At 57.3% G+C, this 16471-nt stretch carries 11 protein-coding genes; all 11 read left to right on the top strand.

The window, feature by feature from the left end; genetic code table 11:
* The first annotated feature begins 1 nt into the window (after nucleotide 1).
* The 11 genes from tssJ (at nucleotide 2) to AC1RBR_RS00290 (ending at nucleotide 16136) form a co-directional block, all read left to right on the top strand.
* Nucleotides 2-502, top strand: a complete 501-nt coding sequence (gene tssJ, locus AC1RBR_RS00340) for a type VI secretion system lipoprotein TssJ (RefSeq protein WP_007962325.1) — start codon at nucleotides 2-4, stop codon at nucleotides 500-502.
* Between the two features lie 2 nt (nucleotides 503-504).
* Complete coding sequence (tssK, locus tag AC1RBR_RS00335; RefSeq protein WP_007962327.1) at nucleotides 505-1836, top strand: type VI secretion system baseplate subunit TssK; 1332 nt, start codon at nucleotides 505-507, stop codon at nucleotides 1834-1836.
* A gap of 5 nt (nucleotides 1837-1841) precedes the next feature.
* Nucleotides 1842-2717 (top strand): type IVB secretion system protein IcmH/DotU, encoded by an 876-nt coding sequence (gene icmH / locus AC1RBR_RS00330; RefSeq protein ID WP_003229559.1) that lies wholly within the window; start codon nucleotides 1842-1844, stop codon nucleotides 2715-2717.
* Between the two features lie 12 nt (nucleotides 2718-2729).
* On the top strand, nucleotides 2730-6269 hold the full coding sequence (gene tssM / locus AC1RBR_RS00325) for a type VI secretion system membrane subunit TssM (RefSeq protein WP_492562449.1): 3540 nt from the start codon (nucleotides 2730-2732) through the stop codon (nucleotides 6267-6269).
* Entirely contained in the window at nucleotides 6269-6997 is a 729-nt protein-coding gene (locus AC1RBR_RS00320) for a PP2C family protein-serine/threonine phosphatase (RefSeq protein ID WP_481396096.1), read from the top strand. The genes tssM and AC1RBR_RS00320 overlap by 1 nt, the downstream gene beginning before the upstream one ends.
* Entirely contained in the window at nucleotides 6994-7995 is a 1002-nt protein-coding gene (locus AC1RBR_RS00315; RefSeq protein WP_492562447.1) for a serine/threonine-protein kinase, read from the top strand. The genes AC1RBR_RS00320 and AC1RBR_RS00315 overlap by 4 nt, the downstream gene beginning before the upstream one ends.
* 28 nt (nucleotides 7996-8023) lie before the next feature.
* Nucleotides 8024-10057 (top strand): type VI secretion system Vgr family protein, encoded by a 2034-nt coding sequence (locus tag AC1RBR_RS00310; RefSeq protein ID WP_492562445.1) that lies wholly within the window; start codon nucleotides 8024-8026, stop codon nucleotides 10055-10057.
* A 10-nt stretch (nucleotides 10058-10067) separates the two neighbouring features.
* On the top strand, nucleotides 10068-11081 hold the full coding sequence (locus AC1RBR_RS00305) for an SEL1-like repeat protein (RefSeq protein WP_492562444.1): 1014 nt from the start codon (nucleotides 10068-10070) through the stop codon (nucleotides 11079-11081).
* A 15-nt stretch (nucleotides 11082-11096) separates the two neighbouring features.
* Complete coding sequence (locus AC1RBR_RS00300; protein WP_492562443.1) at nucleotides 11097-14219, top strand: hypothetical protein; 3123 nt, start codon at nucleotides 11097-11099, stop codon at nucleotides 14217-14219.
* The gene (locus tag AC1RBR_RS00295; protein ID WP_492562441.1) at nucleotides 14209-15117 is read left to right on the top strand and encodes a tetratricopeptide repeat protein; all 909 of its coding nucleotides are present in this window, start codon (nucleotides 14209-14211) and stop codon (nucleotides 15115-15117) included. The genes AC1RBR_RS00300 and AC1RBR_RS00295 overlap by 11 nt, the downstream gene beginning before the upstream one ends.
* Nucleotides 15118-15386: 269 nt before the next feature.
* A complete protein-coding gene (locus AC1RBR_RS00290) occupies nucleotides 15387-16136 on the top strand; it encodes a lysozyme inhibitor LprI family protein (protein ID WP_443535289.1) in 750 nt (249 codons plus the stop codon).
* Nucleotides 16137-16471: the final 335 nt, after the last annotated feature.

Raw genomic sequence — 16471 nt, 5'->3', positions numbered from 1 at the left:
CATGTCTCGCCGCTCGACCGCTTTTTTCAAGACGCTGACTGCGCTCACCGTGCTGGTGCTGCTCGCCGGTTGCTCGTCGCTGTCGCCGTACTCGAAAGTGACCAAGATCAACCTGAAGCTGACCGGCAGCGATCAGCTCAACCCGGACCTCAACGGCCGTCCTTCGCCGATCGTGGTGCGCCTGTTCGAACTCAAGCACCCGGTGACCTTCGAGAACGCTGATTTCTTCAGCCTCTACGAGCGCGCCAAGGAATCCCTCAACCCGGATCTGGTGGCCAGCGAAGAACTCGAACTGCGCCCGGGTGAAACCGTGGAAATGAAACTCAGCGTGGAGGAGGGCAGCCGCTACGTCGGCGTCCTCGCTGCGTACCGCGATCTGCCGGAAACCAAGTGGCGCTACACCGTTCAGGTCACCCCGCTGGAGCTGACCGAGGCCGATCTGACCCTCGATCAGGCCGGGATCCGCAACACCCATGAAGCGCTCGCCAAGGCGGATGACTGAACATGAATACCCATAAAGTCATTTGGCAGGAAGGCATGTTGCTGCGGCCGCAGCACTTCCAGCACAACGATCGCTACTACGATCACCAGATGAAAACCCGCACCCAGTTGCTGGGTGGCTACACCTGGGGTTTCCTCAATCTGGAGATCGACCTGCAGTTCCTCAACATGGGCAAACTGGTGATCAGTGCCGCCTCGGGGATCCTGCCGGACGGCAGCCTGTTCGAACTCGGTGGCAACACCGAGCCGCTGGCGCTGGACGTGCCGCCGAACACCGGTAACACGCCGATTTACCTGGCGCTGCCGTTGGTCACCGGTAACCACATCGAAGCGCGCCGCCCGGAGCAGTCCGACGTGCTCGCGCGTTACACCGCGTACGACGCCGAAGTGGCCGACTCCAACGCCGGCGACGATTCCGCCAGTCAGGTCAGCTGTGGTCGCCCGGATTTCAAACTGTTGCTCGGCGAGCAGCAGAGCGATCAGGCCTACGTGAAGTTGAAGATCTGCGACGTGCTCGACACCACGCCGGACGGCGTGATCAGCCTCGACCCGGATTTCGTGCCGACCTACATCCAGGCCCATGCGTCCAGCTATCTGCTGTCGTGCCTCAAAGAAGTCATCAGCATGCTCAACCACCGTGGCGACACGATTGCCGAGCGGATTCGCTCCAACGGCAAGGTCGGCGGTGCGGAAGTCGGCGACTTCATGATGCTGCAACTGATCAACCGTACCGAACTGCTGCTGCGCCACTACCTCGGTCTGGAGCAGGTGCACCCGGAAGAGTTGTACCGCACGCTGCTGACCATGCTCGGCGATCTGGCGACCTTCTCCAGCGACAGCAAGCGCCCGCGTCTGGACAGCCGCTATTCCCACGCCGATCAGGGCGCGAGCTTCCGCAAACTGATGGAAGCGATTCGTCAGGTGCTGTCGATGGTGCTCGAACAGCACGCCATCGAGCTGATCCTGCAAGCGCGTCAGTACGGCATCATCGTGTCGCCGTTGCACGACCACAAACTGCTCGGCTCGGCGTCGTTCGTGCTGGCGGCAAGTGCCAACTGCGACTCCGAAGAACTGCGCCACCGCTTGCCGGCGCACCTCAAGGTCGGCCCGGTGGAACGCATCCGCCAACTGGTCAACCTGCACCTGCCGGGGATCAAGGTCAAACCGTTGCCGGTGGCCCCGCGGCAGATCGCGTTCCACTCGAACAAAACCTACTTCATCCTCGAACTCAGTTCCGAAGACCTGGCGCAACTCGAGCGCTCCGGCGGCTTCGCGTTCCACGTGTCCGGCGAATTCGCCGAGCTTGAACTGAAATTCTGGGCCATCAGGAACTGACCGCCATGATCAAGGAAACGGATTACAACCAGGACGACAAAACCGTCCTGCTCGATCGTCAGGGCCACGGACCGGCAGCCAGTCCGCTGACCGACTTCGCCGCGCCGCCGCGTTTCGAGCAACTGGAAGAGCGGATGATCTACGCCGCGCGCCTGCGTCCTGCGGAAGCGTTCAACATCAGCCTGAATTCGCTGGTGGCGGCGTCGTCCGAACTGCTCTCGGAAGTGGTGCGCCTCAAGCACAGCGAAACCCGCGAAGACCTCTACGCGCTCAACGAGCGCCTGACCGCCGGGCTCAAGCTGTTTGAAGTGCGCGCGTTGCACAACGGCGCCGAAAGCAGCCAGGTGATGGCTGCCCGTTACGTGCTCTGCACCGTGGTCGACGAAGCTGTGGTGACCACGCCGTGGGGCAACGAAAGCGAGTGGTCGCAGATGAGCCTGCTCAGCAGCTTCCACAACGAAACCTTCGGTGGCGAGAAGTTCTTCCAGCTGCTTGATCGGTTGTCGAAGAACCCGGTCAAGCACCTGCCGATGCTTGAGCTGATGTACCTGTGCCTGTCCCTCGGCTTCGAGGGCAAGTACCGCGTACAAGCACGCGGCATGCTCGAACTCGAAGGCATCCGCGACGCCCTGTACCGGCAGATCCGTCAGTTGCGTGGCGACGTGCCGCGCGAGTTGTCGCCGCACTGGGAAGGCCTCAACGATCAGCGCCGCAACCTGGTGCGCATCGTGCCGGCGTGGATGGTGGTGCTGTTCACGTTGGTCTGCCTGGTGGTGATGTATTCGGGCTTCGCCTGGGTCCTGGGCGAACAGCGCGACACCGTTCTGCAACCTTATCAGCCGCTTGATCCGGCCGCGGTTCAACCGCAGTCGCAGCCGTAACAGGGACGTGTGATGAAAAATTTTTTCAAGAAAGTCGGCGCCTTCCTGCGCCAGACCTGGGTCTGGACCCTGCTGCTGGTGCTGTTCGTGGCATTGCTGGTGTGGTTCGTCGGCCCGTTGTTGGCGGTGGATGACTACAAGTTCTGGGAAAGCGCGACCTCGCGTCTGCTGACCATCAGCGTGCTGTTCCTGATCTGGGGCCTGACCATGGTCTTCGTCAGCTGGCGCGCGGGCATCCGCAAGAAAGCCATCGAAGAAACCGAGGACGGTCAGGATCGCATCCGTCGCGACGAACTGATCGAAGAAGAGCAGAAAGAGTTGAAGGCGCGCTTCAAGGACGCGCTGAAAACCCTGAAGACTTCGAGCCTGTATCGCGGCCGCAGCGAACGCTGGCGCAACGACTTGCCGTGGTACCTGCTGATCGGTCCGCAGGCTTCCGGCAAGACCAGTCTGCTGGACTTCTCCGGGCTGGAATTCCCGATCAACAAGATCGACCGCAAGCTGACCCGTGACACCCTCGGCACCCGTCATTGCGACTGGTACTTCGCCGATCACGGTGTGCTGATCGACACCGCCGGGCGCTACACCACCCAGCCGGACGCAGAAGTCGACGGCAGTGCCTGGACCACCTTGCTCGAACTGCTGCGCAAGCGTCGTCGCGGGCGTCCGTTGAACGGTGTGCTGGTGACCATTCCGGTGGAATCCCTGATCGGTGGCAGCGAGCAGGACATCGACACCCTGGCGCGCCAGGTGCGCGGTCGCCTGCAAGACGTCTATCAGAAACTGCACGTCGACGTGCCGGTGTATCTGGTGCTGAGCAAGGCGGACAAGCTGCTCGGTTTCGACGAGTTCTTCGATCAACTGACCCGCGAAGAAAGCGATCAGGTGCTGGGTACCAGTTTCCGCAAGGATCAGGTCGGCACCGACGTCGCAGTCCTGCGCGGCGAATTCGAAGAGCTGCTGCGGCGCCTGAACAATCAGGTGATCATGCGCATGCACTCCGAGCGCGATACCCAGCGCCGTGGCCGCATCCTCGACTTCCCACATCAACTGGGGCAGATCGGCGAGCGTCTGTGTCTGTTCGTCGACATGGCGTTCACCGGCAACCGCTACCAGCGCGCGTCGCTGCTGCGTGGTTTCTACCTGACCAGTGCTCCGCACCTGACGCAGGAAATGGACGCAACCACCGCCGGAATCGGCGCCAACCTCGGCATGAATGCCGGTGTGCTGCCGACCCTGCGCAGTGGCCGTTCGCGCTTCATCCATCATCTGTTCAGTCGGGTGATTTTCCCCGAGTCGGATCTGGCCGGCCTCGACAAACGCGAGCGCAGCCGCATCCATTGGGGCCAGCGTGCGCTGTACGTTGGCGCACTGGCGGCACTGGCGCTGTTCGGCATGCTCTGGGCCGGTGGTTTCTCGGCCAACTATGAGCGTCTGGAAAACCTGCGCACACTGGCGCAGAACTGGACTCAGCAGCGTTCGGCGCTGACCCCGCGCGATGATGCGATGGGCGTGCTGAAAACCCTCGATACAAGCCACGCCGCGACTCAGGTGTTCCCGAAGAAGGGCGACGTCTCGTACCACGAGCGTGGCGGTCTGTATCAGGGCGAAGACGTCAACCCGGTGGTCAAGCAAGCCTACGAGCATGAGCTCGAAGCGCAGTTGCTGCCACGGGTCGCGACGATGCTCGAAGGGCAGATTCGCGCCAACATGAAGGACCGCGACAAGCTGCTCAACAGCCTGCGTGCGTACCTGATGCTGAACATGAAAGACCGTCGTGACGCGGCGTGGCTCAAGGACTGGGTCGCCACTGACTGGTCGCAGCGCTACACCGGCAACACCGCAGTGCAGAACGGTCTGAACACGCACCTTGAGCGCCTGCTGAAGCAGCCGTTCATCTACCCGCTGAACGATCAACTGGTGACTCAGGCACGTCAGGTGCTGCGCGCCGAATCGCTGGCCACCGTGGTCTACCGCATGCTCCGCGAGCAGGCGCGCAACCTGCCGGAATACCGTTTCAGCCAACACCTCGGCCCGCAAGGCTCGCTGTTCATCGGCACCGAATACGTGATCCCGGGGTTCTATACCCAGCAGGGTTATCAGCAGTATTTCTCGGTGCAGGGTTCGGCGCTGGTCACTGACATCCTGCGTGACAACTGGGTGCTGGGCGAAGGTGCGGGCATCAGCGACATGGACTTGCGTCGCCTGATGGTCGAGCTGGAGCAACTGTACTTCCGCGACTACGCCAACTACTGGAGCGAGGCTGTTGGCCAGGTGGCCTTGCCGCCGATCAGCGACGCCGGTGAAGGCGCCGAGCAACTGGCGGGCCTGACTTCGGCCAACTCGCCAGTGCTGGCATTGCTCACTGAAGTGCGCGAGAACACACGCTTCCCGGCTGCTGCCGATCCGGTGGATGAAGCCGGTGACGCCGCCGATGCACTGGCTGGGCAGAAGGGCAAACTGGGCAAGGTCGGCAAACTGGCGTCTGCCGTGGCGGACAAGGCTTCGGCGATGGCCGTGGCGAAAAGCCTGCCGGACACCGCGAAGAAGTCGCTGCAACGCCGCTTCGAGCCGCTGCACCGTTTGCTGGATGACAACAACGGCCCGGCCGCTGACCTGACCCCGGCCATCAGCGCGCTCAACGACCTGCAACTGCAACTGTCCGGTCTGGCCCGTTCCAGTACGCCGGAACAAGCCGCGTTCGAAATGGCGAAAACCCGCATGAGCGGCCAGCGTGATGCGCTGACCAATCTGCGTGCGGCCTCGGGTCGCCTACCGCGTCCGCTGAGCGTGTGGTTCAACGTGCTGGCCGAAGACTCGTGGCGCCTGGTGCTCAACGACGCTTACCAATACCTGAACGGCCGTTATCAGAACGAGCTGTACAGCGTGTATGGCAAGACCATCAGCAAGCGTTATCCGTTCAGCGCCAGCAGCACCAGCGACGTGGCGATCAGCGATTTCCGCGAGTTCTTCCGGGCTCAAGGTACCGTCGACCGCTTCTTCGACAGCTACATGCGTCCGTTCGTCAGCGGTGATCCGGGCAACTACCGGATGCGCAGCGTCGACGGTCACAGCCTGCCGGTATCGAAGATGTATCTCGACCAGATGGCAGCAGCCCTGACCATTCGCCAGAGCTTCTTCTCGATCAACCCGGCCGAGCCGACCGTGCAGTTCAAACTGGAGCCGTACACCCTCGATCCGGCCGTCAGCCGTTCCGAGTTCAAGTTCGGCGACAAGACCATGGAATATCGCCACGGTCCGATCCTGCCGATGACGTTCAAGTGGCCGACCGATGCTGAAGACGGTCGCACCAGCCTGGTGATGGACAAGATGGCCGGGCGCCCGATCGGTATCGAGAAGAACTCCGGCCCATGGTCGCTGTTCCGTCTGTTCGACCTGATGCAGACCGAGTACCTCACCGGTCGCGACGTGCTGGTGCTGAAAGCCGACGTGGGTGGCCTGCGCGCCAACTACCTGCTGACCAGCCAGCGCACGCCGAACCCGTTCGACATGGGCGTGCTGCGCACCTTCCGTATGCCGGTGCAGCTCTGATGCTGGTGGCCAGTCCCTGGCGCAGCGCGGCGCGTACCGACCCGGGCAAGGTGCGGGCGCGCAACGAAGATGCCTTCCTCGACTCGCCACAGCAGGGGCTGTGGGTGGTCGCGGACGGCATGGGCGGTCATCAGGGTGGCGACATCGCCAGCCAGTTGATCGTCGCCAGCCTGGCTGAACTGCCGCAACACGAGGACTTCGACGAGCGCCTCAAAGCCATCCGCCAGTGCCTGCACTGGCTGAATCGGCGTTTGGGGCAGGAGTTGACGGTCACCGCCGGGCGTCACGACAGCATCATGGGCAGCACCGTCGTGGCGCTGCTGGTGGAGGGCAATCGCGCGGCCTGCATCTGGGCCGGCGACAGCCGTTGTTACATGTGGCGCGGGCAGCGGCTGTATCAGCTGTCCAAGGATCATTCGCTGCAACAGCAACTGATCGATGAGCAACAGATGAGCGTCGAACAGGCGGCAGCGCACCCGGCGGCTCAGGCGTTGACCCGAGCCGTCGGCGCCGCCGAAACACTGACCCTGGATGTCCTCGAACTCGAGGTCTATCCGGGCGATGCGTTTTTGCTGTGCAGCGATGGTTTGTACCAAGGACTGAGCAGCGATGCCCTCGGCAACGCCCTCAGCCTCAGCGCGCCACATGTGGCGCTGGAACGTCTGTTCGACGGCGCCCTGCGTGGCGCCGCCCGGGACAACCTGACTGCCGTGGTGATCCGCCAATGACTGAAATCGCATCCTCAGTCGATGACTTGCTGATGAGCGAAGAGCAGGCCAGCAACCTGACCTACTTCGCCTTCGCCAAGGCAAACAACGCCGAGCCGTTGCTGGCGCCGACCAAGGCCAGCATCGGTGCACTCCCGGACGTACTCGCCGGCCGCTACCACCTCGAGCGTCTGCTCGGGGCGGGCGGCATGGGTGCGGTCTACCGGGCGCGAGATCTGCTGCACGAGCAGTTCGGCGATCCCGACCCTTACATTGCGCTGAAAATCCTCAGCGAAGAATTTGCCGAATCGCCGGACGCCAGTGCCTTGCTCTACAGCGAGTTCGCCCTGACCCGACGCCTGCGCCACGACAACGTCGTGCGTGCACACACCTTTGAAGTCGACACCGATTGCCAGCGGGCCTTCATCACCATGGAATACATGCGTGGCCTGACCCTGGACAAATTGCTCTGCGAGCGGCCCCTCGGCCTGCCGTGGAAAGAAACGCGTGACATCGCGCTGCCGCTGCTCGATACGCTGGCCTACGCCCACCGTCGCGGCGTGCTGCACGGTGACATGAAACCGAGCAATGTCATGCTCAGCGAAGACGGCCTGCGCCTGTTCGACTTCGGTCTCGGTCAGGCAGACGAGGGCGTGTTGCCCGGCCTGCCGCACCTGAGTCGCGAGCGTTTCAACGCCTGGACCCCGGGCTACGCCGCCCCCGAACTGCTTGAGGGCCAACCGTTGTCGGCCAGCGCGGACGTGTACGGCGTGGCCTGCGTGATCTATGAACTGGCGAGCGGCAAACACCCGTTCCGCCGCTTGCCCTCGACCCAGGCCCGCGACGAGCACCTGGAGCGCGAGCTGCGAGCCCCGGCGAACTTACCGAAACACGGCTGGCCAGCGCTGCGAACCGCGCTGAGCTTCAACGCGGCAGAACGCACCATCACTGCCGACCAATTGCGTGACGCCTTGGGCGCCACTTCGTCCTGGCTGCAACGGTTGCGACTTCGGGCGTAACGGACGACATTCGAACAGGGAGCGCTTTATGTTCAACCCAGCTAACGAAACCCACTTCAGCCTCAAGGTCGAAGACTACGTGGGCGACCTGCAAGTGCTGTCGTTCACCGGTACCGAAGGCATCAGCCAGCCGTATCGCTTCGACCTCGAACTGGTCAGCGAAAACCCCGATCTGGACCTGGAAAAACTCCTGCACAAGCAGGCGTTTCTCGCATTCGATCCACAGGGCTCAGGCATTCACGGGCAGATCTACCGCGTCGCCCAGGGTGATGCCGGCAAGCGCCTGACCCGCTACAAGGTCTCGCTGGTGCCGCAACTGCAATACCTGCATCACCGCACCAACCAACGCATCTACCAGCAGATGTCGGCGCCGAAAATCATCGCGCTGATCCTCGACGAACACGGGATCAAGGGCAACGCTTACAGCTTCCAACTGAGCCAGCCGTGCCCGGATCGCGACTACTGCGTGCAGTACGACGAAACCGATCTGCACTTCGTCCAGCGCCTGTGCGAAGAGGAGGGTATTCACTACCACTTCCAGCACAGCGACAAGGGCCACCTGTTGGTGTTCGGCGACGACCAGACCGTGTTCCCCGACCTCGGCCAGCCGACCGCCTACATACAGGGCAGCGGCATGGTCGCCGAAGAACCGGTGATCAAAGGTTTCAAACTGCGCCTGGAAACCCGCACCAGCCGCACCACGCGCCGCGATTACGACTTCGAAAAACCGCGCCTGCAAATGGAAGCGGCGTACAAACCGGATGGCGAGAGCACTGAACCGGATCTGGAAGACTACGACTACCCGGGCCGCTTCATCGACCGTGCGCGCGGCAAGTTCCTCAGCCAGCGCGCCCTCGAACGCCATCGCGCCGACTACCGCCAGGCCGAAGGTCGCGGCGACCAGACCAAACTGGTCAGCGGCCACTTCATGGCCATGTCCGACCACCCGCGCAGCGAATGGAACGACCTGTGGCTGCTCACCGAAATCTTCCACGAAGGCAAACAGCCGCAAGTCCTCGAAGAAGGCGTGACCAGCGACACCACCGACAACAAGGACGACTTCCACCAGGGCTACCGCAACACCTTCCTCGCCACCCCGTGGGACGTGTTCTACCGCCCGGCCCTCGAACACCCGAAACCGCGCGTGCTCGGCAGCCAGACCGCCATGGTCACCGGCCCCAAAGGCGAAGAAATCCACTGCGACCAATACGGCCGCATCAAAGTCCAGTTCCACTGGGACCGCGAAGGCCTGGCCGATGACAAAACCAGCTGCTGGCTGCGCGTCTCCAGCTCCTGGGCCGGCGACCGCTACGGTGCGATCAGCATTCCGCGCATCGGCATGGAAGTCCTCGTCACCTTCCTCGAAGGCGACCCCGACCAACCCCTCGTCACCGGCTGCCTGTACCACAAGGAAAACCCGGTGCCTTACGCACTGCCGGCCAACAAAACCCGCAGCGTCTTCAAAACCCTCAGCTCCCCGGGCGGCGGTTATAACGAACTGCGCATTGAAGACAAGAAAGGTGCGGAGCAGATCTACATCCACGCCCAGCGTGATTGGGACGAAAACATCGAGCACGACCAGAAGATTCGCGTCGGTAATGAACGTCATGACACGGTGGTGAAGAACACTTACACCGAACTCAAGGCTGAAGAACACCGCACGACTATTTCCGACCGCAAGGTTGAAGCGAAGCTGGATGATCACCTCACGGTTGGGCAGAACCAGCATGTGAAGCTGGGCACGGCGCAGCTGACCAGCGTGGGGAAAGAGATTCACCTTAAGGCTGGGGACAAGATTGTTATCGAGGCGGGGACGGAGCTGACGATTCTCGGCGGCGGCAGTTTCATCAAGCTCGATGGCGGTGGTGTGACCGTGGTTGGGCCGGTGGTGAAGATCAACGCCGGGGGCTCGCCGGGGAATGGCACCGGGATCGGGATTAAACCGCCGGTGCTGCCGGGGGCTGCGGATAAGGATAAGGCGGGGAGTTTGATGGATCAGGCGTTGTTGAATGCGCCGCCTGAGAAGGTTAAGCCGAAGGCTTTTTTTGTGTTTTCTGAGTGATGAGTTCGTGATGACAAAGAACAATCGAGTGCGTCAATTCAAGCTGCAATGTCTGGCGCTGCTAGCGTTCGGGTTGTGTTCAGGAGCCTTTGCGGCGCAATCGAGCACCGTGCAATGCCCGAGTGACAACTTCGCAGATTTCGTAAAAGAGTTCTCGTCCAAGCCTGAGGTCCAGCAAGCGTTTATCGCCTCGCCCGTGATCGAGCAAAAGGTAGTCTCCACCGAGTCAAAGCCGCGAGTGGTGGGGCGAAATTCGAGGTTGTTGGACCTTCAATCGTTGGTGATGCTTGCTCCCGATAACATCGCGAAGTCCGGGTTAAGCATACAAGTCCAACTGCCGAACCATTTAGTTGTTCGCGATCACAATGGTGAAGTGCTGAATATCTTCACTTTCAAACATAACGACTGTTGGGTATTGACCCGTGCTGAAGACTGGTCGCTTGAGGCTGTACTTGATGCTCAATACCCGAACTTAAAGGCTTCACCGGGTGAGCGCGCACTAAAAAGAGGGGCGATGTATAACCAGCTGGGTATCGATACCGAGTCCTCTTCTTCCAGTCAATTGTACATTTCTGCTCTGAATAGTTATTTACATGGGGCAGACCAAGGCTCCGCAGAGGCTGCCTTTGCAGCGGCGGGGATCAGCCTTTCAGGTCAAGCTCCACGGTTGGAAAACGTAAAGATCCTTCAACTACTGGAGTCAGCTGCCAAGAGCGTACCTGAAGCAGGGATTGCCCTTGCTGACTTCTATTGCGATGAAGGCAATTACGAAGAGAAGCGAGCCTGTGTAAATCCAGAAAAGTCATTGGGGGCTCTTGTAAGCTCTGCCCGGCTCGGTTCCCCGAGTGCATTGATTCAACTAGGCGGCGCCTATGAAGCCGGCGCAATCATCCCTAGTGATTTGGCTCGGGCGATGGCGTGTTATCGGGAGGCCGACAAGAAAGGCAATGAGGCAGGTGCTAGAGGCGTCGAACGACTAAGCACCCAAGGCATTACCGCAAATAATTCAATTCATTGCCTTTAAAGCAGGATGCTATCAATGAGCACGGGTCTACTTGAACAGCGCGCCAAATACCCTTACAGCGGATACGAATACGGCTATGGTAAGGGCGGATCTGCGGACGAAGACGGTAATGGTCGGAAGGAAATTGATTGTTCCCACTTACTAAATCTAATGCTCCGTGATGCGGGGTATGACATCCCTTACCGCACTACAAGTCAACTTGCGACAGACACCACGCATTTCGAGTTCATTGCCCTCGACAGCGTTCAGCCGGGTGATATCGCGCTATGGACAGGAATGCACCATACCGGCGTGATTGAGGACATGGACGCTAACCGGGTCAAGGGGAATTTTTTCGGCTCGCAGAGTTCGACCGGGCCAAAGTCCGCAAAGTACGGTGCGGGTAGCGGCTACTGGCCGATGCCGAACAAGTACCTCCGGCCGAAGGCGGAGTACAGGACCGGTGCGCAACCGACGCCTGCTCCTGCTCCGGCGCCTGCAGCGACCCCGGCTCCGGCAGGATCACCGCTCATGAGTTTTCAATACCCGTTCAGAAAGGCGGACGGGAAGCAATTCGAGAGCGCCGACGAAATATATAAAGCACTAGAAAAAGAAACATCGGGCCACTATCTCTTGGGCAGTAATAAGTTCTGGCATGGTGGTATTCACATTAGCAATGCCAGTGCCCCTCAATGCATCTTGAACGAACCGATCCGCTGCATGGCTGACGGCGAGGTTGTGGCCTATCGGCTTAACGAAGACTATCTAGAATCTACGTTCGGCGAAAATGAGAAAAAACTGCAGTATTCCAACTCGTTTTGTTTGGTGCGACATGAGTACAAATCTGCGCCAAACCCAGAAGAAGGACCGAATAAAGGCAAGCAAAACAAGCTGAATTTCTACAGCTTGTACATGCACCTTCTGCCCTTCAAGCGTTATCCGCTGACTGAGGAAGAAACTCCGAAGCCTCAAGTGACCATGAAGGTAAGTGACTTCAACGCTTACGACGATTTCCCTGAATCCAGTAGCGTTCAGAACGTTGGCAAGCTCGTTGCGGGGACCAAACTTGAAATACTGGATCAAAAGGCCCTAGGCATCGTTACCTATGCGAAAGGGAAAATCCTGTCAGGTAGCGTGAAAAAAAGCGGCCACAAAGTTCGCGAGACTGGCAAAGAGGTTTGGTTCGCATACTTGAAAGACGGAGAACCCTACAAAAACTCCAAACCCGCACGTATATGGCTGGCAGACCCGATCCCGGAGCGTTTAAAGCCAAAATATTGGCAAGGTAAGGTGAAAGGAACCGCGTTGACAAGATTGGATCTTTATCAGGGTCCTATCTCTGCCCAAAATGGGCAGAATGCCGGTGATAAGATTGGCTCGCTGCAACTTAACCCTCAAAGTTCGGTGGAATTTGAAAGCAAAGAGGTACTGAACCTCAATGTTGCAGGGACAATTCGTCGAATGGCGAAATGTACGAGCAGCGGTAGCTTGGCTGGGGGTGGAAACCTTCCTCCCAGCTTCTGGGCAATTGTGGAAAACGACTTTGTTGCTTGGGATGTAATCCCGAGCAGCTTTGACTCTGTGGAGTCCGCAAGCATTGGAATCAAGGCTGGAGATCCGATTGGCTACCTGGGATTGACTGAAAACCTGACCGGCGAAGATGGCGGTGTAGCGAGTAAGTATCAAGTGCACGTCGAGATATTCACTGCTGAAGCAGACGTAAAAGACTTCCTCAAGAATACGGCTGGTCTGAAGATCGGCAAGCAATACCTGTACTTGCCAGCCGGAAGCGATCTGAAGAAAAAAGCACCTGCGACAGACAGTACGGTGCTGAAAAAGGAACATGCAGTTGATTTGAACAAGACGCCGGTCATCAAGGTGGGTACCGACGATTACTACGATGTGACCGTTACTGACAATGCTCAGGCCGTCAATGGTTTAGTCAAGAAAGTGGGCGCACAAATTATCACTCAGCATGATTGGGAAAAGCTGGGGTTTCAGATCGTCGAAGAAACCAATGCGACAGCGGACGGGTTTCTCGATCCGAAGGACATGCCTGCGTTCTTTCAGGATCTGTTCACGAAGGTCGATAAAGACCAGAGCGGCGACGTGGATCCGGCCGAGTTGGCCGAGGCGTTGAAAAACCCTGATACGCGGTCGCAATGGTCCAAGCTGGTTGCACATCATCCGACGGAGTGGAAAGCGAAAGCAGATGCTCCAAAATGGAGCCGGCTTGATACTGAGCTTGAGCACGCCCCGAAGACACTGAAGCATGAGAAAGAAAGGATCAGCAGCTATGTGTTTTGGGATGAACTGAAAGAAAAGGCTGCTATCAGTACCGACTTGATATGGCATTTCCATTCGATTGCCTTTGTAGCGAATGCGCTGTCGGCCGTTTGCATTCCACTCAACAAGGCCAAAGAAATCGCACTATTGGTTTCCTCCGGATACGAAGGAAAGAGCAAGTTGGATTATGAGGCACTGGCCGGTAATTTCGATGGTCAAGGTATGTCTTTCGGTGTTATTCAGTGGAACTTCGGGCAGGGCACGTTAGGGCCAGTTCTGCTGGAGATGCGTGGAGCAGATCAAGCCACGTTTGACGGATGTTTTGGTGCCAACATGAATTTCCAGACACTGATAAATTCGTTGAACTCTGCGAATACCGCCGCCCAAATGAGTTGGGCGACGGGAGTAATCGCCAGCAACAATGCAGGATGGAAATCGGCTTTCAAGAAGCTTGGCGAGGTCGAAGCGTTTCAAAAAATTCAGCTGAATCATGCGGCGAAATATAATGAGAATGTGATGTCTTGTATCAAGTTGATGCGCGAATTGGCACCGAATCTGATGGTGAAAATTCAACTGCGTACTTACTGTGCGCTATACGACTTGTGTGTTCAGCAAAATCATCTCGCGAAGGCGGAGCAGCTTATTAGAACCGAGTTCCCTAGTGCTAATATTACTACCCAAAAAGAGCTACTGATTTTTGTCTGTAAAAAACGAGCGGAAAAAGCCTCAGAGGCGTATAGGGCCGATGCCTTCAGTCGCCGGATGGGAATCATTCAGGGGCAAAAGTATACCGCTACAATGAGTGGCAATACTGCCACGCGAGAAAATGGCAATTACGGAATAATCGTAGAGGGCGACATCTGTGAGCTTTAAATTTCGCTGGTTTATTATTTTGATTTTTTTTTCGTCTCCAGCGTGGAGCGAAGGGAAAAAGCTGGCATGCGATCCTGATACCAATATTTGCTCAGTGGCTATTTCTGAGAACTTCTGTGGTTCTGATGGCGTTCCAAAGGCGAAGTTTGATATCAGGAGCCAGAGTTATATATTGAGCTGTGAATGTGACTGTAGCTCTCAGGAAAACACCTTCTGGATTTTGAGTGCTGACGGAAAAGTGCAAATACTTGATGCGAGCAAGATCGTAAGTGGCGTGGATATTATCAAGAATAAATCCGGAGTACCTGACGCTTTCGGTGTGGTTCCTTATTGCCAACCAATTAATGCAAGTGGTGAAAGTCTGGTGTATCTACAGAAAGGTCCTGGCTCTGCGGGGCAACCACAACCATATTGCTATTCAGTGCTTGAACATGATGAAGCGCAGAAATGTGAAAGCGGTGAATGTCTGAGTAAGATAGAAATGGTCTCTGGTGTTGAGAAAAATATAAAAGAAGAACTTTTGGTCGAGTTCAAAAACGCCACGTCGCGCCTTTATAAGGATAAAGCAAGATTTTCTGGCTTTCCGAAACGTGATTTTATTGAACGCTACATTGGTGAGTATGGTTACTCTTCTGCCAGCCAACAAGTTTTCAATGACGTAGCATTTTTTTGGCAGCAAGCAGGCTTCAATACCGACGCAATTTGGCTCTTGAAAAAAGTTATTTCAGAAAATCCGAAGCGGACAGTTGCCTATCTTAATCTCGCAGATGCTTATTGGGAGGCGGGTGATAAAGCATCCGCAGGAAAGAACTATAAGGTATACACCGATCTCATGAGCGAGAATGGCAAGCAAGCCAAGGTTCCTGATCGGGTTAGGCAGCGTGCTACAACGCAGTAATAGAAGAAGTTGCAGACTACTCTCCTTCTGTTAAGGCTCACGGGTCATGACTAGGCCTTGGAAACTATATTGTTTGATGGGACGTTTGCTACGGGGCTTTAATGGATCTGTTCTGGTAAAGGAGCCGGATTTATTTTTTGTGCTCGACCGCTTTGAATTTGGTTGAGAACTTAAATAGATCTGGCCCGTTTGTCGGCTCTGACTCTATTTTCTGTCGCAAACCCGTTCAGAATTGAACGGGTCACTGACTTTTTTACGGACGCCAAGGAATGCAGATTTTCAGATTCAGTCTCATTATTTTACTTTCAATACTGTCGCCTGTGGTCATGGCTGAGGGCACGATGATTGCCACCATCCTTCAGGCCGACTTTTCCAAGGATCCGGAAGTCCGGTTGCTTGTCAGAGTCGTTGATGTAGGTGGCGGTTCGGATAGCCCTTCCATGGCGGTTCGTAATCAATGCCTGGAGAGGAAGGCGTCCGCAGAACGTCCTGGGCCGGATCCGTGCTTTTCGATAGAGATCACTGAGAGCAAAAAGCAACGGGCCATTGTTCGGCAAACGCTATTGAATGATCCTCAGCGAACAACCGACCCTATCTATTTGGAAATTGTTTATCGCTCGGAGGTCAGCGAGAGTGATCCGACGAATCACCATCAGCGATCCGCCACACTGAAGATCGAAGAAAACGGCCTCTATAATTGGAACAATGAAAGCGAACAGGCATTGGCGGACGTTGAGTGGTTTCCCTCGGGAAATGGTGTTCTTGATCTGATGGTTCCTGACGCGGATGCATTGTTGAACTCTGTATATCGGGATCGTATGAGTCGGCTGGACGAAAGCGGTCAGAAAGCACTGAGGGAAACTCAAAGAGCCTGGATGAAATTTCGAGATGCGGAGTGCCAGGCCGACCCGAAATCGCATAAATCTGTTTTCGGTGAGTGGTCCGATGCCTGCCTAATTCGCGCGACGATAGAGCGTGCTCGCCAATTGGCTTTGGCACCGGACAAGAGCAGACGTTGAAACGGACAAGCCAGAGCATTCGCGCGAAAGCGACGACTTGGATGTGCATGCATAAACTTTTCTTTCTCGTTTTTGCGCTATTTCCTTTAGGCGCTCAAAGCGCAGTCACCACCGAATCACTTTGCTTCGAACTATCCCAATCGAGCCCGGTAAAGTTCGAACTCCGTACCTACTATGACGAAGCCAGCAAATGGTCCGGTGGTTTTGTGAAGTACGCCAAATCAAGTGAGCCCATTTCCATTGGAGTGAAATAGGGCCAGACCACCTTTTAGTAGTATCCGAAAAACGTGGTCTGTCCCCAATTTCCCAATTTCCCCAAATAATGAATAGCGGCC

The sequence above is a fragment of the Pseudomonas sp. GW823-FHT01D03 genome, assembly GCF_058798255.1.
The sequence above is the reverse complement of the archived record's forward strand: the minus strand, read 5'-3'. Positions and strand labels throughout refer to the sequence as shown.

Bases quoted from the DNA above. Each gene is read 5' to 3' on its own strand.
- AC1RBR_RS00320 (WP_481396096.1), top strand. From the start codon at position 6,269: ATGCTGGTGGCCAGTCCCTGGCGCAGCGCGGCGCGTACCGACCCGGGC.
- AC1RBR_RS00305 (WP_492562444.1), top strand. From the start codon at position 10,068: ATGACAAAGAACAATCGAGTGCGTCAATTCAAGCTGCAATGTCTGGCG.
- AC1RBR_RS00310 (WP_492562445.1), top strand. From the start codon at position 8,024: ATGTTCAACCCAGCTAACGAAACCCACTTCAGCCTCAAGGTCGAAGAC.
- AC1RBR_RS00300 (WP_492562443.1), top strand. From the start codon at position 11,097: ATGAGCACGGGTCTACTTGAACAGCGCGCCAAATACCCTTACAGCGGA.
- tssM (WP_492562449.1), top strand. From the start codon at position 2,730: ATGAAAAATTTTTTCAAGAAAGTCGGCGCCTTCCTGCGCCAGACCTGG.
- tssK (WP_007962327.1), top strand. From the start codon at position 505: ATGAATACCCATAAAGTCATTTGGCAGGAAGGCATGTTGCTGCGGCCG.
- tssJ (WP_007962325.1), top strand. From the start codon at position 2: ATGTCTCGCCGCTCGACCGCTTTTTTCAAGACGCTGACTGCGCTCACC.
- AC1RBR_RS00315 (WP_492562447.1), top strand. From the start codon at position 6,994: ATGACTGAAATCGCATCCTCAGTCGATGACTTGCTGATGAGCGAAGAG.
- icmH (WP_003229559.1), top strand. From the start codon at position 1,842: ATGATCAAGGAAACGGATTACAACCAGGACGACAAAACCGTCCTGCTC.
- AC1RBR_RS00290 (WP_443535289.1), top strand. From the start codon at position 15,387: ATGCAGATTTTCAGATTCAGTCTCATTATTTTACTTTCAATACTGTCG.